This window comes from Nocardia sp. NPDC052316, assembly GCF_044547795.1.
Classification (GTDB): Bacteria; Actinomycetota; Actinomycetes; order Mycobacteriales; family Mycobacteriaceae; genus Nocardia.
Genome location: NZ_JBIUBB010000007.1, coordinates 434612 through 455774 on the forward strand (window position 1 = coordinate 434612; position 21163 = coordinate 455774).

A 21163-nucleotide genomic window follows, 5' to 3' on the forward strand; every position below is an offset into this window, starting at 1 on the left:
GCACTAACCCGTCCGCTGCTTCTGCGGCGTGAACTGCGGGGTGAACGCGCCACCGTACACCTCGGCGAATTCGCCGATGATGGCGTCCTGTTCGGTTCGGGGGTCTCGCCCGCGGCACAGCGAATCCAGCACCGCGCTCGACTCGTCGTGCACCCGCTGTGCGGCGTCGTAAGGCATGTGCGTGAACGCCACCAACTGGTACAGCGGCGTGTACAGCTCGGGACGCAACTCGTGCAGCCGCCGCTCCAGCGCGCGTCGCGCCAGGAACATCGGGTCGTTCACGTGGTCGGACAGCTCTGTCAGGTTCCGCAGTGACAACTCGGCCAGCGCGTGCCCCGCCTTCACCCGCACATCGCTGTATTCGTCGACGACCACCTCGGCGACGGTCGCGACCGTGCCGCCCTCGCAACGCACCGCGGCCTGGAACTTCTCCAGCAGCGCCGCCAGCGTGGCGGCATCCTCGAAACTGCAGTTGATGCCCTGCCCGAAGAACGGGACGACGGCGTGCGCGGCGTCACCGACCAGCACCGCGCGCCGATGGTGATACGGAGCGCAGTTGATGATCCTGAGGTGGCCGGGGCTCCGGCTCGCCAAGTCCGTGCCGACCGCCGCCATCCGCCCGAAGACGTCCGGAAACTCGGTCGCACAGTAGGAGCTGATCGCGTCGGCCGAGGGCAGACCCGCGAAGTGCCTGCGCCGTTCGTCGCCGGCCATCGGCTTGAACAGGCTGGTGGTGAAGGTCTGGTCCCGGTTCGGTTGGGCTTGCAGGAAGTGGTCGCCGCGCGGCCACAGATGCATACCCGTCGGGTCGGCATCCCCGTAGTCCATGGTGATCTCGGCGTAGCCGTGCTCGATGGTCTCGCGCGTCGCCCACATCTCCCGCGGGTGCGCGGCGACAATGGCCTCGCGCACCACACTATTGGCGCCGTCGCAGCCGACCAGCAGATCGCCGGTGACCCAGGCCGAGGAGCCGTCCCGATCCCGCAGCAGCGCCGCGGGCCGCGCGGTGTCCACGTCGACACATTCCTGGCCGTAATGGATCCTGGCCCCCTCGCGCAGCGCCTGATCACGCAGCAGGTCCTGCATCACCCGGCGCGGAATGGACAGCAGATGGTGATGGGTCATCGTCCCGTACGGCTGCGTGGAGATGGCACCGTCACGATGGTGGATGATCCGCTTGGCCAGCACCGAGCCCTGCAGGTAGAGGCGTCGCCGGACCGAACGGGGCAGGCAGTCGAGCCCACGCGAGGTGAGCGTCAGGTTGAACGAATGCCCGGACCCGGTGCCCGCCGACTCCGTTCCCCGTTCGAAGAGATCCACCTCCAGGCCTTGGCGGCGCAGCAGTGTCGCCAAGGCGCAACCGACCGGGCCGGCCCCGATGATCACCACCGAGCGCAGTTCCAGATCAGTCATTGTGTTCCTCCCTGTTCAGCCCGTCCGGCGGCGCGAGGGCGCCGACGGCGCGGAAGTACTCGAACATCCGGCGAATCCATCCCGTATACACCTGCGGATACGGGCACCCGACGTCGGCGAGCGCACGCCTGGATTTCTCGTTGTCGAAGGTGTGCGCGCCCAGGCGCATCACGCCCTCCCGCATGAGGGGCACCAGCGGGCCGAGTCCCCACCGTCGGTCGTCGGTCTCGGCGGCCTGCCGTTCCAGCGCGGCCATCCAGGTGGATCCCGAAGTCGGTTCCGTCGCATAGCCTTCCGCGCGAATGGTGTCGATGATGGTCGGCCAGTCGAGTCCGTCGGCGTGGTAGAGGTGCCAGTTCTCGTCGTCCGGCTTCTCCTCGGAGAGCCGGATGATGGCGCGGGCCACGTAGTCCACCGGCAACAGGTCGACCGGCGGCCCCTCGGCGATGTCCGCCGGATAGCAGCCGAGCAGCGCGAAACCCTTCATCTGCAACCAGAAGAAGTCGTCGTGGCGGCACGCGCCGGTGCGGCGGTGGCCGGCGATGCGGCCGACACGGTGCACGGTGACCGGCAGTCCGGCGTCGCGCGCCGCCAAGGCGAGCCGCTCGGCGACCCACTTGCTCTGCGAGTACCCGATGCCCAGCGACGCTGGATCGCCCGGCACCCTGTCCTCGCCGACCAGACCCGCGGTGGAGTCCGGCGGGAAGACGCCCATGGTGGAGATCAGGCGCAACGGGGTGCGGTTGATGCCGCAGAAGTCGAGCAGGTGCCGCAGTCCGTCCACATTCGTGCGTTTGACCGTGTGATACGGCACGACGAAGTTGATGTGCGCGGCCGCGTGGTAGACGTCGGTCACCTCGCGGGCGAGTGCTTCGTAGTCGTTGCCGAGCCCGAACCTCGGTTGGTCGAGATCGCCGAGGCAGATGCCGACCTCGTCGAGCCCGGACGGGTCGAGCGCGAACTTCCGGAAGGTGCGGCGCAGGCGTTCGCGCCCGTCCGCGACGCTGTCGGCCCGGACCAGGCAGTGCACGCGGTGCCCGGTCCGCTGGAGTTCGTCGAGCAGGTGGCTGCCGAGGAACCCGGTCGCGCCGGTGAGCAGCACCGCGCCGTCGGCGGGCTCTTGCCGCTCCCCGACCACGAGGTCGTGCAGGCGGGCCTCCGCGCCCAGATCCGGTGCGGCGGCGGTCGTTTCGTCGACGAGACTCTGCACCATGCCGCGCGGTGTCGGCGTGCTCAGCAGCACCGACAGTGCGACGTCGGTGCGGAAGCGCTGTTTGACCAGCCGGTGCAGCCGGGCGGCCAGCAGCGAGTGACCGCCGACGGCGAAGAAGTCGACCTCCGGGGTCGCCGGCTGGTCGCCGAGCACCTCGGACCACAGCGTGGCCATCGTGCGCTCCGCGTCGGTCCACGCGACATCGGATCGGTCGACCTCGTCGGCGGGCTCCGATAGCACCGATTGTGCCGCCAGAGCGCGGCGGTCGGTCTTCCCGTTCGAGGTCACCGGGATGGCGTCGACGCGGGTGAGCTGCCGCGGGATCATGTACCCGGGCAGCACGGCGCCGAGGCGGGCGCGCCAGTCCTTCGGCGGCGCCTCGGCGCTCTGCACGAAGGCGCGCAGCGCGCGGTCACCGCCTTCGGACACCACGATCACGGCGGCCGCGGCCACGCCCAATTCCCGTTCCAGCGCCGCTTCTACCTCGCCCGGTTCGACTCGATAGCCGCGGATCTTGACCTGATCGTCCTTGCGGCCTCGGTAGTGCAGCGACCCGTCGGGGGCCAGCACCACAACATCTCCGGTGCGGTACATCAGCTGCCCGGGGACGAAGGGATCGGGGACCATGGCCTCGCGCGTCTTGCCCGGCAGACCGAGGTAACCCGGCGATACGACCGGGCCGGCAACGCAGAGTTCACCTTCGACGCCGAACGGCGCCCGTCGCGCAGTGCCGTCGGCGTCACTGAGCACATAAGCGTCGACTCCCGCGACCACGCGGCCGATCGACGGAATGGTCGGCCAGGTGTCGGGATCGTCGGGAAGCGCGTCCCAGCTACACAGGTGCGCCTCGGACGGCCCGTAGGCATTGATCAACCGCGCGTTCGGGTTTCGCCGGAACATCGCGCGCATATCGCCGGTGATCACCAGCCGCTCGCCGGTGACGTACACCTCGCGCAGGTCCGGCAGGTCCACCGGCGACGACCCGAGCACGGCGGCGAGCTCGCGGAGCGTGACGTACGGCAGGTAGGCCCGCTCGATCCGCTCGTCGGCCAGCAAAGCGGCCAAGGCCTCGAAATCGGTGCGGGCGTCCGCCGGCGGGATCACCAGGGTGCCTCCGGCGCAGAGGGTTCCGAATACCTCGATGGCGAACACGTCGAAGGCGGGCGGCATGTACTGCAAGGTGCGTGTCCGGCGGTCCCCGGAGAAGATGACCTGGTTGTGGGCCAGGTTCGCCAGCGTGACTTCCGGCAGTCGAACACCTTTGGGGCGTCCGGTGGAGCCCGAGGTGTACACGATGTACGCCGTGTCCTCGGGCGTCTTCCGCGCACCATCGAAGGACGCTGCCCCACTGCCCGTTTCGGATACCTCGATGACGTCCAGCCCGGCGGGCAACGACACGCCCGCGATGTCGATCTCGGCACCGCGCAGCAGAATGGTTGCGCCGCAATCGTTCAGTACGAAGTTCAACCGCTCGCGCGGTTCGGCATCCAAGGTGACGTAGCTGCCACCCGCGCGGAGGATGCCGATGACCGTCGCGATCAGGTCCAGGCTCGGGCGCATCAACACCGCGACCGGCAGTCCGTCCCGGACTCCCCGATCTACCAGCGTGGCCGCCACCGCGTCTGCGCGCCTTGTCAATTCGGCATAGGTGGTCACCGTCCCGTCGGCGATCACCGCGGGCTCGGCACTGGCCGCCGCGGCGCTCGCCGCGAACAGATCGGCGGTCAACTCGGTGCCGAGCTCGGGCGCGTCCTTCCGGCGGGCACACAGCCGCGTGATCGCCTGCTCCTCCGCCGCACTCGTCCAACGCAGTTCGGTGATCTGCCCGTCCGGCTCGGTGAGCACGCTGTCGACCAGGGTGTGCAGTCGCTGCGCCAGATAGTCCGTGAAGGTTTCGCCGTCGGCCGCCGCCGTGACGTGCTCGACGACCAGGGTGAACCGGTCCGCCGTCTCGTCCACCAGGATCGCCAGGTCGTATTTGGCGCCGCCCGGCGCGTGCTCCCAGGTCTGCACGCCCCAGTCGGGCAGGTCCAGGCGGCGGGCCGCGGCGGGCATCACGGTGACCATCGCGTTGAACAAGGCCCCGTCCTGCGTGCCACCGGCCGCACGGACCTCGCCGAGCACCGCCTCCAGCGGCGCGTGCCGGTGCCGAAGCGCCTCCAGCACTTCCCGTTTCACTCTGCGCAACACGGCACGGGCGGTCGCGCCACGGTCGAGACGGTGTTGCAGCACAACGGTATTGGTGAGATGGCCGATGACCTCGGCGTCGCCCGCTCCGCGCACCGAGACCGGAATCCCGAGCAGCACATCGTCGCGTCCGGTCTGCCGGTGCAGCAGCACGAAACAGAGGGCGACGAAGAACATGCTGGTGGTGATGCCCTCCGCTGCGCAGAACTCGCGCACCCGCGCCGAGAGCTCGTCGTCGAGCACCTGCTGGCGGGTCACGTGCCGCGGCGTCCCGGTGCCCGGCAGGCCGAACGCCACTGCCGCAGGGGCTTTCGCCAGCTTCTCCCGCCAGTAGTGCAGCGTGTCGGCATTGTCGGCCAGCGTGGCCCAGCGCTCGTACGCCTCGACGGCCTGACGGTGTGATCGCCGCGGCGGTTCGTCACCGCGCACCAGCGCGGTGTAGGTCGCCTCCACCTCGGTGAGATACGGCTTGAACGACATGCCGTCGAAGACCGTGTGGTGAATGTTGAACACCAGCAGGCTGCGGCCCTCGGCGAACCGGAGGTGCCGCACCCGGGCCAACGGACCGCCGCGCAGATCGAAGACGGCGCCCGCGACCTCGGCCAGCTGCTCGGCGACCCAGTCCTCGGGATCGCCGCGGTGATGGTCACGCACGTCGACGTCCGGTGCCAGTTCCCCGTGCACCACCTGCCGCAACTCGCCGTCGGCGGTCATCTCGAAGGTGGTGCGCAGTGCCGAATGGTCCCGATGCACGATCCGCAGCGCCTCGACGAGGGCCTGATGGTCGAGCAGGGTGTGCAGCCGCAGCACCAGTGGCTGGTTGTACGCCGTGGGATCGGCGCCGTAGCTGCTGTCGAACCACATACCGGGCTGGGCCGGGGACGCGGGCAGGTGCTGCGCGCCGTTCGCTGTGTGTTGATCGGTAGCCGTCATGTCAGCCTCGCGCCCGTTTGGTGCGGATCAGGTCGGCGACACCGCGCACGGTGCCGACGCCCACGATGTCGTCGGGTGCCAGTGCGACCCCGGAAACCTCCTCCAGCCGAGCGCCGAGGTCGATCAATTGCAGTGAGGTGACGCCGCTTTCGATGAGGCCGGCATCCAGCTCGATGTCGGCCAGTCCGGTGGCGTTCAGCAGGGTCGTCCGTACGACATCGGCCAGCTGATCCCCGGATTCGGTCTCCTCGACCGTCGACTCGTCGTCCTCGGCGGGCGCCAGCCGCGAGGACAGCTCCTTGCGGTCGATCTTGCCGTTGGTGTTGCGCGGAAACGCGTCGAGCAGCAACACCGTCGACGGAACCATGTAGTCGGGCAACGACTCCCGCAGATGCTCGGTCAGGTCGTCGGTGGACAGTTCGTGGCCCGTCGTCGGCACGCACCAGAGCGCGAGCTGACCCGCCGCGCCACCGCTCGGCACCGCCTGCGCCACCGCCTGCGCGACGCCGGGGAACGCCTCTGCCGTCACCTCGACATGGCGCGGCTCGACCCGGAACCCGCGCACCTTCACCATCTGGTCGGTGCGACCGGCGAGGACTATCTCACCGTCCTCGGTCAGCTTGGCCAGGTCGCCGGTCCGCAGCAGGCGCTGACCGTCGTGCCGAACGAACTTGCGCGCGGTGAGTTCCGGGTCGTTGAGGTAGCCCGAGGCCACGCCGTCGCCCGCGATGCACAGCTCGCCGATCCGGCCAGGCGGGCATTCGTCGAGTGCCTCGTCCCGCACCGTGAGCTCGACGGTCGGCATCGGTCGGCCGACCGGGATCTCGGCCTCGGACAGATCAGCCGCGGTGATCTTGTGGACGGCGGTCAGCGCCGAATTCTCCGTGCAGCCGAAGGCATTGAAGACGTCGCCGTCGACCACGGCCAGCGCGCGCTCCAGATGCGACGCGGAGGGGAAGTCGCCGCTGACGATCACCGTCCGCACCTGCGCGAGGCTCGCCGAGTGATGCTCGACCAGCAGATTGAACAGGCCGACGGAGAGGTTGAGCACCGTAATGCCTTCGCGCTCGATGAGTCTCGCGAGGTCGCCGAGCGGCGGCATCTCCTGCGGTGCGACGGTGAGCCTGCCGCCCCGAAGCAGACAGGTCCAGATGTCGGTGGTCGACGCGGCGAACGCGGGCTGCGCGAGTTGCAGGAACCGGTCCGCCGGTCCAGGAGTGAACCCGGTGAGATGCCGGGATACCCGCGCGATCCCACGATGCGCGATCACCACACCCTTAGGCACGCCGGTGGAGCCCGAGGTGAACAGGATGAAGGCAGGCGCGGCCGCGGTCACCGCGGACGGCCCCGATTCCGGGGACAACGACGCCGCGGCCGACAACAGCTCGGTGACCGGCAGGCAAGCCCGCGCGGGAAATCCGTCCGGCGGCTCGCCCGCGTCGATCACCGTGACGGCGGGTTCGGCGGCACGGAACATCCGCGACTTGTGCGCGGCCGGATGCACCGGATTGAACGGAACGACCACGAGACCGGCCTTGAGAATGCCGAGGAACACCTGGTAGGTGGCCAGGCTGCGTTCGAGGTGCACCCCGACGCGCGCCCCTGGCGGTAGGTCACGGTCGCGCAGTGCTCGCGCGATTCGGCTACTGATGGCATCCAGTTCGGCGTAGGTCAGCGTCGTGCTGCCGTCGGATATCGCCTCGCGGTCGGCGTGCTCGCGCGCGGTGCGCACGAACGCGTCAGCGATCGTCTCGGTGGTGGCCGTCGCGGCCGGGCCCGTGCTGGCGGACTCGATCGGGGCGGCGGTCAGTGAGTTCTTCATCGCGCTGATGTCACCGTTCCTTCCGGTGTGGGTGAGCCTCGGCGGCGCGGCGCCAGGCCGAGGTGCCGCAGGCTGGTGCGGCCGAACGGGGTCGACGGGTCGACCAGGTCCAGCGGCAGGTCGAAGTGATCCCGACCGGACACGATCCGCGCGTCCACCGGGACCTCCTGTGCGGCAAGATGTTCGGCATACCGCTCGTGTTGACGCAGATAGGTTCGCGTCTCGTGCTGGCCTGCGGCGAGCAGGATCGAATCGCACCGAGGGGCGGGCATTCGCAGCGGGCTGCATGCGCGGGCGGTCTCGGGTGTCAGCCGGACGGCCTCGTTGACGTAGGTCTCCGGAATCTCGGTGAGGTCGTACAGGCCGCTCAGCAAGCAGGCGCTGCGCACTCTAGGTGCGTCGGCGCCCGCGAGCGCCGCGGCGAGCAGATGCGCGCCCGCGCTGCTGCCTGCCACATGCAGTCGCTCCGGGTCGATCCCGAGCAGCGGCCCGGTGCCCGCCAGCCACTCCAGCGCCCGCGCCACCGAGGCGATCATGCCGGGCACCGTGCGATCCGGGGCGAGCCCGTACCCCACGGCGACATACGCGCAGCCGTGCCGTACCGCCTGTCTGGCCGCGAAGCACGCGTCGTCGATGCCGGACTCCTGCCAGTGGCCGCCGTGCACGAAAACCAGGGCGGGCGTCTCCGGGCCTCGGATGCCTTGCGGCACAGCGGGAAACACATGACACCGTTCGCCGTGGCCCGCGCCGTAGGGCACTGCGATGTGCACGTCGAGCCGGGAACGGGCGGTGTCGCTGCGCCGCCGGTACCGCCGCAGCGTGCCTGCCGGGTCACGGGCGGCCGAGCTCGGCGAGTACTCGCGGTCCAACTCGGTGAGCTCACTCATCGGCCTTACGCCCCTCGATGACGCCGTGCGGCGTCCACCCGTCGCTGCGAATGCGCAGGATGTCGGTGAAACCCGCTGTGCGGAGCCACTCTTCGTGCTCACGCCAGGGATAGATCGTCGACTCCTCGGACGGCAACGTGGTGAAGTACACGTTGTCCAGCGCGGTATAGAGCGGGCCGCGCCCGTCGTCGTCGGCGAATGCGTTGAACACGATGACGCGCCCGCCGGGCGGCAGTGCCGCGTAGGCTCGTTCGAGCAACGCCACGTTCTGCTCCGGCGACCAGATCACGAACTGGTGGGCGAACAGCGCGGCGTCGTACCCGCCGGGCAGTGGATCGCCGAACATGTCCCCCGCGACCACATCGATGCGATCACCCAGCCCGGCGGCGGCGATGTTGTCACCGGCCACCTCCACCGCGCCCTCGAGATCGAAGACGGTGATCTTCAAGTGCGGATGGGCTTGGGCGAGCGCGATCGCGTTGACCGCGTCGCCGCCGCCGACATCCAGGATCCTGGTCACGCCGCTGTAGTCCACCTGGTGCAGCAGCACCGGATTGGACAGCTCCGACCAGGAGTGCATGCCGCGGAAGAACAGATTCTCCAGCTCCGGCGTCTGCTCGAGCCTGGTGTACAGGTCGTTTCCGGTGCCGGGCAGGTGTTTCAGGCCGAGGTTCTTGCCGGTGCGCAACGACTCGGCGTACTCCTTGGCGGGCAGGTAGGACAGCCGCTGCTGGAAGTCGATGATGTTGCGGATGAGCGGCCAGGTGCCGTCTTGCATTGCGGCACGCAGCATCTCGCTCAGCTCGTACCGGTCGTCCGCCCGTTCGGTGAGGCCGAGCGAGGTGGTGCCGAGCAGCAGTTTGCGGGCCGATTTGACGGGCAGGCCGAGCCCGGCGGCGGCCTGATCGCTGGTCGCCGGGCCGTTCAGGTCGAGGTATTCGAACAGTTGCAGTTCCGAGGCGGCGCGCAATTGCTGAAAGGCAGCAAATCCGAACAACACCGGGACGAGCGAGGTGAGGTCGACCGGTTTCGTCAGCTCGGTCTTCAGTTCCGTCATCGTGATCGTGTTCCTCCAGCAGTCGGTGATTTCTCTGGTGCCGCCTCTACAGCCGGGTGCGGAATGTCCACAGTTCCGGGAAGAAGCGGTGTTCGTTGATGGCGCGCAGCCACGGTGCACCGTCGGTGCCTGCCGTCCCGCCCTTACCGCCGAGCATCCGCTCCACCACCAGCAGATGCGTTGCCCGCCAATGGGAGAACTGATACGCGACCTCCAGCAGGCTCTCCGCGAGCCGGTGCGCGTCGGGATACCGTTCCGGCTGCCGATAGATGTCGAGCCAGGCGTCCTCCACGAGCGGATTCGACTCGTGCTGCTCGGCAGGCGGTTTCGCCAGGCACTCGGCCGGAACCGAAAACCCTTGCCGGGCAAGGTGTTGCAGTACCGTGTCGTACAGCGACGGCTTGCCGAGCTCGGCCCGCAACATCGGGTGTCCATCCCGGAGGGCCGCCGCCACTTGACCTTCCGGCCGGTTCCCCATCAGGAACTCCAGGGCACGGTAGGCGAAGGACTGGGTGCCGGACGCGTCGTTGAGCACATGCCGGAAGGCGACGAACTCGTCGACCGACATGCCGTTCATCGACTCCCAGCAAGCCACCAGGACCCGCTGCGTGCGGACCGACCGGGACAGCGCCAGACAGGTATCGGGCACGTCGTCGCGTTCCAGCGCGCGGCGGGCGGTGTCCAGATCGTCGATCACCGCGCGGAACAACAACTCTTTGACGTGGCTGATCAGGATGAAGTTCAGCTCGCCGCGGGCTTCGCTACGTGGACGCTGCAACTCATGCAGCTCGTCCATGTGCGCGTAGGTGACGTACTCGGGTGCGAGATACTCCGGGGCGCTGGTCATCGCGCTCCTTCCACGGCGCGGCCGAGCGCGTCGACCGCGCGCCACACCTGCTCGTGCGTCACATACAGCGGCGCGAAAGCGAAACGGATCAGGTCGGGCGGCCGGGCGTCGACGTGCACGCCGCTGACGGCGAGCGCACGCTCCACGGCGTCGGCGTCGGGCACCCGGAGCGCGAGATGGCCGCCGCGGCGGTCCGCCTCGCGCGGAGACGCGAGGCGGCGCACCAGATCTGGGGCACGCTCCGCCAGGCATTCCAGGAAGAACTCGCCGAGCTCCCGCGTGCGCCGGTGCAATGCGAGGATGCCCACCTCGACCAATGGGGCGAGGCCATGATTCAGGGCGGCGAGGCTCAGCAGCGGCGGTGTGCCGGTGCGTGCCTGCTCGATATCGGTGGCGGGTTCGAAGGCCGGACCCATCTCGAAGGGCCTGGCGTGCCCGTGCCACCCCGTCAGCGGGAAGTCCACGGTCGACTGGAATCGAACGGGCAGGTAGAGGAAAGCAGGGGCGCCAGGCCCGCCGCCGAGGTACTTGTAGCCGCAGCCGACGGCGAGATCGACCGCGTTCGCGTCGAGGTCCACCGGGAGTACGCCCGCCGCATGGCTGAGGTCCCACACCGACAACGCCCCCGCCGCGTGGCACAACTCGGTGGTCGGCCGGATCTCCCGCCGCTCCCCCGTGCGGAAGTCCACCGGCGCGGCCAGCGCGACCGCGATCTGCCTGCCGTGCTCGCGCAGGTAGACGTCGAAGCCGGTCCGCGACTCGACGACGAGCTCGCGATCCAGCAGCCGGGCCACCGAGCCCGCGATGTACAGGTCGGTGGGGAACGACTCGGCCTCGATCAGCAGCACCGGGCGGTCCGGCCGCAAGCGGCACGCGGCGACCAATGCGTTGAACAATGTTGTCGAGGTCGTCTCACCGGCCACCATGATCTGCCCTGGTCCCGAGCCGAGCAGCAGGGCCAGCTTGTCGCCGACGGTACGCGGCAGGTCGAGCCAGCCGTCCTGGAACCAGGCCTGCACCTGACGCGGCGCCCACTGCTCGGTCACCACGCGATCGAGTTCGCCCGCAAGGCTTTCCCGCGGCGGGCCGAGGGAGTTTCCGTTGAGGTGGATGGCGCCTTCGGTGGCGAACCCGCGCGCGTACTCGGTGAGTGGATCGAGCTCGTCGCGGCGTCGCGCCTCATCGAGCAGCCCGGTGCTCGGCGCGGTCAGCGCCTCCGGCCGAATCATCATGCCTCACTCGCTTTCTCGTCGCTCGCGGGGACCCACACCTGGCCGGTGATCCGCACGTTCGCGGTGGCGCCGTTGATAGAGCCGGTGCAGCCGAAAACCGACTCGCTACCGTCTCCGGTCACCTGACGAACCGTCACGGGCGCCGCGTCCGCGGCCAAGCCCAGGGCGGTAAGCCCGAGAGCCGCTGCGGCGGGCAGACATCCGGCATCCTCCGGGATGCCGAACCCCGGAGCGAAGACACGGGCGAGCACCTCGTGCCGCTCCGGATCCCAGCGGAAGGCGGTGAGATCGGTGAGCCCTACCTCGCGCATCCGCTCGAGATCCGGCACCGGTAACGCTCGTGGGTCCTCGGTGACGCGCACGAAGTTGAAGGCCCGGCCGACGCCACCGGCGTGCGGTGTACCGACCGACCAACCGAACAGTGACGGGTCGTGCGGAATCTCCTCGCGCACAACGGGTCCATCGAACGGCACGCGTACCTCGCTGCCGTCGGTCCACAACCACTGGCAGCCGACCTCGGCGGTCCGTCCCACCTCACCGGGTTCGAGATGACCGGCCCGGACCAGGCAGGCGGCCGCACCGGCGAGCGAATGAGTGCCGAACGGAGTCTCCCCCTCGGCGTTGAAGATTCGCGAGCCGAACGTCCGTTGCGCTCGGGAGCACTCGCCGATCAGGGCCGTCTCGGTCGAATTGCTCTGGCGCGCATGGGCGGCGGCCGCCGCGACTACGTCGTCCTCGGACGGGCCCGCCGGGATGAGCACGTCCAGCGTGCTGCCCCGGCCTGCCTCGGCGCCGAACATGTCCACTGTCGTCGCTCGCATCACTCGCCCCCTAGGTGCTTCTCGGCGAAATCGACGATGACCTGCTCGTCGCCCTGATACGGCTGGTCGGGGCGGGGCCAGTGCACGACGAGGTCGGTGATGCCGACCTCGGCGAGCTCACCCGCGGCGTCCTCGTAGGCGGCCAGCGAGCTGGTGATCCCGCCCACCGCCGCGTCGGCGACGAACAGCTTGCCCAGGCCGGCCGGGTCGCGGCCGGCCCGCTCGCACGCGGCGTCGATGCCGCGCACCTGGTCGCGCAACAGGGGAACGACCTCGCGCAACGGCCGCATGCGAAAGTCGTTGGGCGGTCCGGACGTGATCCAATACCGCGCGTATCCGGCGGCCAGCGCCATGCCCCTCGGCCCGGTCGCGGCCACGGCGAAGGGCAGGCGCGGCGCCTCGTCGGCGCGCGGATGGAAGTTCACGCCCGATGCGGTGTACCAGCGTGACACCTTTGTCACGGAGCCGCGGGCAAGCACTGCGTCCAGCAGTTCGACGAACGCCTCGAACCGATCGGCGCGTTCGCGGGGGCCGAGATCCGGCCCGCCGAGCACGCTCGCGTCGAATCCCGGTGCGCCGGAACCGAGTCCGCAGATCAACCGCCCGCTCGCGATGTCGTCGACGCTGACGAGTTCCTTGGCGAGCGCGACGGGGTGCCGGAAGTTCGGGGTGGCCACCAGCACACCGAGGCCGATGGAGTTCGTGACGGTCGCGGCGGCCGTGAGGGTCGGTATCGAGCCGTACCACGGCCGGTCGGCGAGCCAGCGCCACATCAGGTGGTCGTAGGTCCAGGCGTGCTGGTAGCCGAGCTGCTCGGCGGCGCGCCACCGGTCGGCGGCGATCTTCCATTCGTGTTCGGGTAACAGGACGATGCCGTGCTTCATCGGCGCGCCTCCTCGAGTCGCATGTCCGATACCAGCCGGGCCGCCCGGTCCATCACCTCGAGCACGCCGGTCACCAGCGGTTTCATCACGCCGCCCGACTGGTTGGCGACGACAGGGTGGTGGCGTCCGTCGACATTGGGGTACAGCCCGTTGTACTCCAGATCCGCAGCGAGTTCCGCGATGCGGGAGTCGAGCTGTGCGACGAATTCGGCGTGGCCGACGGGGCGCCGGACGGTCAGGAAGAAGTTGTCGTAGAGATCTTCCTTCTCCCGCGACACGCTCACTCCCGGCGCGCCCGCGGCCTGCTGCAGCAGCGAATGACCTTCCGGCACAAGATGATCGGCGATGTGACTGTGTGTCACCTCGTTACGCGCGACCGCTTCGCCGAGCGCCGCGCAGGCCGGGGCGTCCTGCCAGGGCATCTTGCCGCGGAAGAGGCGGCGGACCGGCCGGTAGTCCGGCGCCCATGTGCCGCTGAAAGCGGGGTGCTGCAACGCCATTCGCACTCTGGTGTAGGCGTGGTAGTGGTCACGGGGAACGGTGGACGAGTAGAGCAGCATGGCGCTGTACCCGTCGACACAGGTGGTCAGCAGGTCGAGTTCGCGTTCGTCGGGCCCGTCGTCTTCGGGGTGGTGCCACACCACGTCACACATCGCCCGCCACAGCAGGAACGAGAGCTGGTGCCCCGCGATCCAGCGGTACCAGAACAGCCGCTCCTCCTCGACCGGCCGGGTGCCGAAGAGGTCGTACTCCGGCAGCTTCCGGTCGGCTACCTCGGCATCGTCGGTGTCCGAGGATGTTTCGAAGGAGTGTCCGAGCGGCGGCATGAACAGCAGCCGCGGTGTCAGCGCGGGCGGGCGATGATTGCCCGAGGTGGCGGCATCGTATCTATGGCCAATGCTCACGATCCCGCTCCCGGAAAATAGACGAACTCGAGCTCGAGGCCGTTGGGGTCCAGGACGTAGAGGCTCTGCATGCCGTCCGGGTCGGTGACGATGTCGGAGGGCGGGTCGTCCCTGGTCCAGTGGATGTCGGTGGACTCTCGCGCCTTCAGCCACTGCTCTCGAAGCGCTACGAGGTCTTCCGCTCGGTCCACCGTGATCCCGACGTGCTGATACTGATAGCCGAGCGGGTCGGGTGTGTCCTTGCTGTGCCCGGCCCGGTCGAAGACGTGGAACCGGACGTCTCCCTTCTTCAGCTCGGCCAGCTTCTCGATTCCCGGCAGTCGCTCGAGGGTGAGCGGGGAGAAGGTGGCGAGCGACCACTCCACGGTGGCGCCGAGGAATTCCTGGTACCACCTGATCGTGGAGTCCACGTCATCGGTCTGGATGGCGAGGTGGTGAAATCTCGGCGCGATGTCAAGCCCGTGCATCGGATGCCTTTCCGTCGCGAATGTGCTCGTGGTGGGTCCCTCACCGCGGGAGGCGGGAGGAATTCGTCCCAGCACTTTCCATACTCGGCGGGCGGCGACGTCCGGGCAATCAAATGGGATTCAAGAAAACCTTAAATCGTTGTCAGACAACAATTGTCGATGCCTTCCGAAATAATGTGCTGACCATGGGTTTACCGGTCGCCTACGTGGACACTCCGGCGCACGACAGCCTGGGGAGGCATGCGTAGGACGCGGGCTGTAGTGAACAGCCCGCTAAGCGAAAAACCCTACGTGGCAACCGGATCGGCAGCCGCTACGCCCTCTTGCCGACTTCGTCCGCCGGTACCTTGTGCAGCACAACGCCTTCGGAGCCGCGCGCACGCTGCGTCAGGTCGGGTATCAGCGTGAGAAGTCCCAGCAACGCCATCCCCGCACCGATCCACAACGGCGCGGTGAGGCCGAGCCCGGCACTGATCCCGATGCCGCCCAGCCACGGACCGATCACCACGCCGATATTGATGGCGGAACCGTTGACCGTGTTGACCAGCGCACCTTCGTTCGACACCGACATCACCCTGGCCGCCATGGCGGGGTTCAGCGGCAGCCCGATCAGACCGAGCAGCACGGTGGCGACGAGCGTGGGCGCCTTGTACTCGACACACAGCGCGAACGCGGCCAGCACCAGCATCAATGCGATCAGACCGCCGACGAGGATCGGCCGGGTGTAGCGGTCGGCGAACCGCCCGACGACGGCGTTACCCACCACCGTGGCGATGCCGTACACGCCGAACAGCACCGGCACCGTCGCCGGTGCGAAGTGCGTGGCGTCGGTGAAAATCGGTGAGAGATAAGTGAATCCGGCCACTACCGACCCGATGACCAGGGCGTTGGTGGCATACGCGCCCCACAGCCGCAGGTTGCGGAAGGCCTGGATCTCGGCGCGGAAGTCCAGCGTCTGGGCGTTGCCGCCGGCGGGAACCAGCAGCACGACCGCCGCGATACACGCGACCGCGAGCAGGTCGACCAGCCAGAAGCTGGCCCGCCACCCGAAGTGCTGCTCGATGAAGGTGGCCAGCGGCAGGCCGACCACCTGGGCGACCATCATGCCGCCGTACAACACCGACATCGCGCGCCCGCGCCGCTCGGCGCCGACGAGTCGCACGCAGACCGCGGCGCCGACGCCGAAGAACGCCGAGGCGGCCAGCGCGGTGACCACCCTGGCCACCACCAACACCCAATAGTCCTGTGCCAGTGCGCCGATCGTCTGTCCGATCACGAACACCACGAGCAGCCAGATGAGCGACTTCTTCTGCGCCACCTTCGAGAGGCCGACGATCAGGATCGGACCGCCGACGACCATGCCGAAGGCGAAGATCGAGACGAGGTAACCCACGGCGGCGATGGACACGCCGAGGTCGCTCGAGATGCCGGGAATCAGTCCGGCGACCATGATTTCGGTGGTGTTGAGGCAGAAAACACCCAGGCCCAACACATAGACGGCGAAAGGCATGACTTCCCCTACGGCTGTGCGAAGGCGGTCCACCGGTTGCCGAACGGATCGGTGAACTGCCCGATGACCAGGCCCTTCGCGTCCGAGAACGGGTCCATTACCCGCTGGCCGCCTGCCTGTTCACAGCGCGCGAGCAGGTCGGGCACGTCGGTGACGAGTAGTCCGGGGATCGCGTAGTCGGTCGGGGTCGGCAGTGCCGACACATCCATCGTGCCGCCGATCGGTTCCTCGGCTCCGGGGGGCGTGAGGCTGTAGTAGATCGCGCCTTCCGCCGCCTCGTCCAGCTCGTAGGTCCAGCCGAAGGCCTGTTCGTAGAATTTGCGCGTCGCCGCGAGATCCGTTGTCCCGATCTCGAACCAGGCCGTGCCGTTCGGCACCGGCGTGGGGCGAGAGTCCTTGTGCGCCAAGGGTTCGAACAGGCCAACCCGGTTGCCTTGCACGTCGGCGATCACCGCGTGGATGTCGCCGGCGGGAGTGCGGGCAGGGGGCTCGATCACCTTGGCGCCCAGCGCTTCCAGCTGCGGGATGGTCGCCGCGACATCCTCGCGGACGACGCTGAACCACAGCGCGTCGCGACTGCCGTGGCGCAACGCGCCCATGCTCGCCGCCGCACCGGGCGCGGTGATCGTATGATAGTCGTGTTCGTCGCCGAAAGCTGTTAGCTGCCAGTCGAATACGTCCTGGTAGAACTGCTTGCTTCGGGCCGGCTCGGTGGCGGTGATCTCGAACCACCCGACGGTCGAAGGGCGCAAGCCAAGGGTGCCCATAACCACTCCTTCTGTGTGACAGAGTACGAGTTGGTGCCACTACCGTAAACTAGTTTCCAGCCGGAAATCAAGGCAACTAGTTTCCAATCAGAAATCAAATCCGTGCCCGGTGAGGAGAGACCAGTGCCCCCTGACGAAGACCAGCACAGCGAAGTACTCGACTGGCAGGCCGGGATCGAGAACGCGCTGGCCCATCTGACCTGCGTCCTCGTCGCGCGACGCACCAGAACGACGCCCGAGCGAGTGACCTGGCAGCAATACGACGTGCTGGAGATGCTGCGGCTGCGCGGCCCGATGACGCCCTCGGCACTGAGCGATTCGTTGAGCGTCTCGCGCCCGACAATGTCCAAAGCCCTTCGCGTACTGAAGGATCAGGATCTGGTGGCGCAGGCGGCGCTCGGCACCGACCGGCGGGAACAGACCACCTCGCTCACCGCGGCCGGGCTCGAATTCCTCGACCGCGCCGCCGAATGCCGGCGGGACAACGCCAGGATCGCCGAGTCCGTACTCACCCCGGACGAGCAGGCCGTGTTCGCCGAACTCTGCGGCAAGGTGGCCGAGGCGATCCACGCGGCCGGACAGCCCGCGCCGATCTCCTCGTGAACCTGCCCGGCCCGACGAGTTATGTACGGCTTCAAGAGGTTTTGACGGTAATTTGAAAGTTCCATGAATGTGCCGGACCCTACGGTCCGGTTATGTTCGACGTATTGGCATGGGCCGCAGTCGGCACGCCGGCGATCGCCCACAACCATTGCGTCGAAAGGAGTTTGCCGTGCCTGATATCAGCGCCGGCACAATACGCTCGCTGGCGGGCGTCGATATTCTCGATCGGCGAGCCGATCATGCCGGACGGGAGCCGAAGCGGTGAGCCGCGCGGATCTGTCGGAGAAATCGGCGGTCATCGGTTTCGATCCGATCGAGCGCAACTGGGTCACCGACGCCGCCGACGGTGCGTCGTTCAGCGACGCGCCCGCGCTGGCGGGCGAGCTGCTCGTCGACGAGGAGTCCCGCGCGGCGGTCGCCACCGACCTCGGAAACATCACCAACCACAAACCCGCTGCGGTACTGCGGCCGCGCTCGGCGGAGGACGTCGCCGCGATGGTCCGCTTCTGCCGCGCCCATGACATCAGCGTGTCGGTGCGCGGTCAGGCGCACACCACCCTCGGCCAAGGCCTGTCCGACGGACTGGTCATCGAGAACCGGTATCTCAACCGAATCCACACCATCGGCACGGATGTGGCCGAGGTCGACGCGGGAATCCTCTGGAAAGACCTCGTCGAGGCCGCCTACGAACGAACACCGCGACTCACCCCGCCCGCCGTCACCGGATACACCTCACTGACCGTCGGCGGCACCCTCTCGGTGGGTGGGCTCGGCGGCCTGGTCGGCGCGTTGAACACCGGTCTACAGGTCGATCACGTGCGCGAACTCGAGGTCGTCACCGGGACCGGCGCCATCGAACGATGCTCGGCCGAACACAATTCCGACCTGTTCGAAGCGGTACTCGGCGGTCTCGGCCAGTGCGGCATCATCACCAAGGCCGTGCTCGACCTCGTGCCCGCGACCGAACGTGCCCGCACCTACGTGCTGGAGTACACCGACAACGCCGCCTTCTTCCGCGACGTGCGCACCCTCATCGAGCGACCGGTCATCGACCACGTCTACGCCGAGCTGTACTCGCCGGAGTCCACGCCGACCCACCGGCTCTACGCGACAGTCCTCTACGACCCGGCCTCCCCGCCCGACGACCAGGCCGCCGCCGAGGGGCTGACCGTCGCGCCGATCATCGATGACACCAGCTACCTGGACTATGTGTACAAGATCGACACGCTGGTCGACGGCATGCGGGAGACGGTGAACTGGGACCGGCTCGTCAAACCCTGGTACGACGTGTGGCTGTCCGGCGCGGTGGTCGAGGACTATGTCGCCGAGGTCCAGTCACAGCTCACCGCCCGCGATATCGGCCCGTTCGGGATCAGTTTGCTGTACCCGCAACGGCGTGCGCACCTGACCAGGCCGTATCCGCCGGTGCCCGAGGCGAACGGATCCGACTGGGTGTTCGTGCTCGACATCAACACCGTGGCCGAGACCCCCGGCATCGATCCGGCGTTCATCGAGGAAATGCTCGACCGCAACGACCGAATGTTCGCGCACGCGCGGGCGGAATACGGCGCCGTGCTGTACCCGATCGGCTCGCTGCGCTTCACCGCGCAGGATTGGCGCGCCCATTACGGCGACAAATGGACGGCGTTCCGGTCCGCGAAAACCCGCTACGACCCGAGTGGCCTCCTCGCGCCCGGTCTGCACATATTCGACGGCGAATAGCCGTATTTCGCGCGACCAGACGTCGAATTCGTTCTATTCGACGAACTCCGATCACGCATTCGACATCGTAGGGAGTACCCCCATGCCTCCATCCAAGCCCGAGCTGACCGGGACCACCGGTGCCGTCGCCAGCACCCACTGGCTTGCCTCCGCGGCGGGCATGCGCATTCTGGCCAACGGCGGCAACGCTTTCGACGCCGCGGCCGCCGCCGGCTTCGTGCTCCAGGTGGTGGAACCGCACTTCAACGGCCTCGGCGGCGACCTGTCCGTGGTGGCCCACCAGGCCGGACGCGATGACGTGCAAGCGATTTGCGGCCAGGGGCCGATGCCCGGCGCGATCGGCATCGACACCTTCGCCGAGCTCGGGCTGAGCAGCATCCCAGGCTCCGGTCTGCTGCCCGCCTGCGTGCCCGGCGCGTTCGGCGGCTGGATGCGGCTGCTCGCCGAGTTCGGCACCATGCACCTGGCCGACGTGCTGCAACCCGCGATCGGCTACGCGGACAACGGCTTTCCGCTGTTGCCCGAGACCGCACGGGCCATCGACGTGCTCGCTCCGCTGTTCCGCGACGAGTGGACCGGATCGGGCCAAACGTACCTGCAAGGCGGCGTTGCCCCTGCCGCGGGCAGTCGCTTCCGTAATCCAGCTCTCGCCAACACCTATCAACGTCTGATCAAGGCCGCGGAGTCCGCGTCGGCCGACCGTGAAGCCCAGTACCAGGCCGCGCACGACGCCTTCTACAAAGGCTTTGTCGCAGAGGAGATCTCCGAGTTCCTGGCCGGCGGGCCGATGCTGGACGCCACCGGCAGACGACACCACGGCCTGCTGACGGCGGACGATCTCGCGCAGTGGCAGGCGACCGTGGAGACGGCGCCGAGCCACGGCTACGGTCCGTACCAGGTTTTCAAGCCGGGACCGTGGTCGCAGGGGCCGGTGTTCTTGCAGCAGATCGCGCTGCTCGACGGATTCGATCTGGCGAAGATGGGTCCGGGCAGCGCCGACTACATCCACACCGTCGTCGAGTGCACGAAGCTGGCGATGGCCGATCGCGAGGCCTGGTACGGCGATCCGGCCTTCAGCGGCGTGCCGCTGACGGGTCTGCTCGACGACGCCTACACCGAGCAGCGACGCGAACTGGTCGGCCCGCGGGCCGCACTGGATCTTCGACCCGGCAACCCCGGCGGCCGAACCTCGTTCATTCCCGAACGGGCCGCGCTGGAGTATCCGGAAGCCGACTCGGAGTGGATGTCGCAGCTGCGCAACGGATTACCGACGATCCTGCAGGAAACCACGACGAAGGGCGACACCGTCACCGTCACCGCCGTCGACCGGCACGGCAACATGGTCGCCGCCACCCCGAGCGGTGGCTGGCTGAAGAGTTCACCCGCGATCGCGAGCCTGGGCTTCCCGCTCGGCACCCGCGGCCAGTGCGGCTACCTCGCCGAGGGCCACCCGAACTCGCTGGCGCCCGGCAAACGACCACGCACCACCCTCAGCCCGAGCGTGGTGCTCCGCGACGGCCGCCCCTTCGTCGCCTTCGGCACCCCCGGTGGCGACCGGCAGGACCAGTGGACGTTGCAGTTCTTCCTCAACGTCGCCGACTTCGGACTCGACTTCCAGAGCGCGACCGAAACCACCGCCTTCCACACCGATCAGGTGCCCGCGTCGTTCACCCCGCACGCCCACCGGCCCGGTGTGCTGGTGGCCGAACAGACCTGCGATCCGGCCGTCGTCCAGCAGCTGGAACAGCGTGGCCACGAAGTGGAACTCGTCCCCGCGTACTCGCTGGGCCGGGTCTGCGCGGCCGGGTTCACCGCAGACCAGGAGTTCGTCCGAGCGGCCGCGAGCCCGCGCGCCCGGCACGCCTATGCGGTAGCCGAATAGCGCTCGGCCCC

General features: G+C 68.4%; 16 protein-coding genes. 3 read left to right on the forward strand and 13 right to left on the reverse strand.

Annotated features, from left to right (window positions below):
• Positions 1–3 precede the first annotated feature (3 nt).
• The 13 genes from ACIHA7_RS33530 to ACIHA7_RS33590 all read right to left on the reverse strand — a co-directional run bounded on the left by ACIHA7_RS33530 (position 4) and on the right by ACIHA7_RS33590 (position 16945).
• The gene (locus tag ACIHA7_RS33530) at positions 4–1413 is read right to left on the reverse strand and encodes an FAD-dependent oxidoreductase (RefSeq protein ID WP_397295188.1); all 1410 of its coding nucleotides are present in this window, start codon (positions 1411–1413) and stop codon (positions 4–6) included.
• Positions 1406–5746 (reverse strand): amino acid adenylation domain-containing protein, encoded by a 4341-nt coding sequence (locus ACIHA7_RS33535; protein ID WP_397295190.1) that lies wholly within the window; start codon positions 5744–5746, stop codon positions 1406–1408. The genes ACIHA7_RS33530 and ACIHA7_RS33535 overlap by 8 nt, the downstream gene beginning before the upstream one ends.
• Before the next feature lies 1 nt (position 5747).
• Positions 5748–7568 (reverse strand): non-ribosomal peptide synthetase, encoded by a 1821-nt coding sequence (locus ACIHA7_RS33540; protein WP_397295192.1) that lies wholly within the window; start codon positions 7566–7568, stop codon positions 5748–5750.
• A complete protein-coding gene (locus ACIHA7_RS33545) occupies positions 7565–8455 on the reverse strand; it encodes an alpha/beta hydrolase (RefSeq protein ID WP_397295194.1) in 891 nt (296 codons plus the stop codon). Before ACIHA7_RS33545 ends, ACIHA7_RS33540 begins: the two co-directional genes overlap by 4 nt.
• On the reverse strand, positions 8448–9512 hold the full coding sequence (locus tag ACIHA7_RS33550; RefSeq protein ID WP_397295195.1) for a methyltransferase: 1065 nt from the start codon (positions 9510–9512) through the stop codon (positions 8448–8450). The genes ACIHA7_RS33545 and ACIHA7_RS33550 overlap by 8 nt, the downstream gene beginning before the upstream one ends.
• Positions 9513–9558: 46 nt before the next feature.
• Entirely contained in the window at positions 9559–10359 is an 801-nt protein-coding gene (locus tag ACIHA7_RS33555; protein ID WP_397295196.1) for a tryptophan 2,3-dioxygenase, read from the reverse strand.
• Positions 10356–11591, reverse strand: a complete 1236-nt coding sequence (locus ACIHA7_RS33560; RefSeq protein WP_397295198.1) for an aminotransferase class V-fold PLP-dependent enzyme — start codon at positions 11589–11591, stop codon at positions 10356–10358. Before ACIHA7_RS33560 ends, ACIHA7_RS33555 begins: the two co-directional genes overlap by 4 nt.
• Positions 11588–12412, reverse strand: coding sequence for a phenazine biosynthesis protein PhzF (locus ACIHA7_RS33565; protein WP_397295200.1), 825 nt, complete (start codon positions 12410–12412; stop codon positions 11588–11590). Before ACIHA7_RS33565 ends, ACIHA7_RS33560 begins: the two co-directional genes overlap by 4 nt.
• Positions 12412–13296 (reverse strand): LLM class flavin-dependent oxidoreductase, encoded by an 885-nt coding sequence (locus tag ACIHA7_RS33570; protein WP_397295202.1) that lies wholly within the window; start codon positions 13294–13296, stop codon positions 12412–12414. The genes ACIHA7_RS33565 and ACIHA7_RS33570 overlap by 1 nt, the downstream gene beginning before the upstream one ends.
• Positions 13293–14201: an L-tyrosine 3-hydroxylase gene (locus ACIHA7_RS33575; RefSeq protein WP_397295203.1), complete on the reverse strand. Its 909-nt coding sequence runs from the start codon at positions 14199–14201 to the stop codon at positions 13293–13295. The genes ACIHA7_RS33570 and ACIHA7_RS33575 overlap by 4 nt, the downstream gene beginning before the upstream one ends.
• Positions 14198–14668 (reverse strand): VOC family protein, encoded by a 471-nt coding sequence (locus tag ACIHA7_RS33580; protein ID WP_397295204.1) that lies wholly within the window; start codon positions 14666–14668, stop codon positions 14198–14200. The genes ACIHA7_RS33575 and ACIHA7_RS33580 overlap by 4 nt, the downstream gene beginning before the upstream one ends.
• A 313-nt stretch (positions 14669–14981) precedes the next feature.
• Complete coding sequence (locus ACIHA7_RS33585; RefSeq protein WP_397295206.1) at positions 14982–16178, reverse strand: MFS transporter; 1197 nt, start codon at positions 16176–16178, stop codon at positions 14982–14984.
• 8 nt (positions 16179–16186) lie between these two features.
• Positions 16187–16945, reverse strand: coding sequence for a VOC family protein (locus ACIHA7_RS33590; protein ID WP_397295208.1), 759 nt, complete (start codon positions 16943–16945; stop codon positions 16187–16189).
• Positions 16946–17068: 123 nt separating this feature from the next.
• Here ACIHA7_RS33590 and ACIHA7_RS33595 point away from each other — a divergent pair, with 123 nt between their 5' ends.
• The 3 genes from ACIHA7_RS33595 to ACIHA7_RS33605 all read left to right on the forward strand — a co-directional run bounded on the left by ACIHA7_RS33595 (position 17069) and on the right by ACIHA7_RS33605 (position 21152).
• Positions 17069–17548 (forward strand): MarR family winged helix-turn-helix transcriptional regulator, encoded by a 480-nt coding sequence (locus tag ACIHA7_RS33595; protein WP_135236472.1) that lies wholly within the window; start codon positions 17069–17071, stop codon positions 17546–17548.
• 261 nt (positions 17549–17809) lie between these two features.
• Entirely contained in the window at positions 17810–19270 is a 1461-nt protein-coding gene (locus ACIHA7_RS33600) for an FAD-binding protein (protein WP_397295210.1), read from the forward strand.
• Positions 19271–19352: 82 nt separating this feature from the next.
• Positions 19353–21152: a gamma-glutamyltransferase family protein gene (locus ACIHA7_RS33605; RefSeq protein WP_397295212.1), complete on the forward strand. Its 1800-nt coding sequence runs from the start codon at positions 19353–19355 to the stop codon at positions 21150–21152.
• Positions 21153–21163: the final 11 nt, after the last annotated feature.

Excerpts from the sequence above, each read along its gene's own strand:
- ACIHA7_RS33550 (WP_397295195.1), bottom strand. The coding sequence starts at position 9,512 with ATGACGGAACTGAAGACCGAGCTGACGAAACCGGTCGACCTCACCTCG.
- ACIHA7_RS33580 (WP_397295204.1), bottom strand. The coding sequence starts at position 14,668 with ATGCACGGGCTTGACATCGCGCCGAGATTTCACCACCTCGCCATCCAG.
- ACIHA7_RS33555 (WP_397295196.1), bottom strand. The coding sequence starts at position 10,359 with ATGACCAGCGCCCCGGAGTATCTCGCACCCGAGTACGTCACCTACGCG.
- ACIHA7_RS33590 (WP_397295208.1), bottom strand. The coding sequence starts at position 16,945 with ATGGGCACCCTTGGCTTGCGCCCTTCGACCGTCGGGTGGTTCGAGATC.
- ACIHA7_RS33560 (WP_397295198.1), bottom strand. The coding sequence starts at position 11,591 with ATGATGATTCGGCCGGAGGCGCTGACCGCGCCGAGCACCGGGCTGCTC.
- ACIHA7_RS33585 (WP_397295206.1), bottom strand. The coding sequence starts at position 16,178 with ATGCCTTTCGCCGTCTATGTGTTGGGCCTGGGTGTTTTCTGCCTCAAC.
- ACIHA7_RS33545 (WP_397295194.1), bottom strand. The coding sequence starts at position 8,455 with ATGAGTGAGCTCACCGAGTTGGACCGCGAGTACTCGCCGAGCTCGGCC.
- ACIHA7_RS33570 (WP_397295202.1), bottom strand. The coding sequence starts at position 13,296 with ATGAAGCACGGCATCGTCCTGTTACCCGAACACGAATGGAAGATCGCC.
- ACIHA7_RS33565 (WP_397295200.1), bottom strand. The coding sequence starts at position 12,412 with ATGCGAGCGACGACAGTGGACATGTTCGGCGCCGAGGCAGGCCGGGGC.
- ACIHA7_RS33535 (WP_397295190.1), bottom strand. The coding sequence starts at position 5,746 with ATGACGGCTACCGATCAACACACAGCGAACGGCGCGCAGCACCTGCCC.
- ACIHA7_RS33540 (WP_397295192.1), bottom strand. The coding sequence starts at position 7,568 with ATGAAGAACTCACTGACCGCCGCCCCGATCGAGTCCGCCAGCACGGGC.
- ACIHA7_RS33530 (WP_397295188.1), bottom strand. The coding sequence starts at position 1,413 with ATGACTGATCTGGAACTGCGCTCGGTGGTGATCATCGGGGCCGGCCCG.
- ACIHA7_RS33605 (WP_397295212.1), top strand. The coding sequence starts at position 19,353 with ATGCCTCCATCCAAGCCCGAGCTGACCGGGACCACCGGTGCCGTCGCC.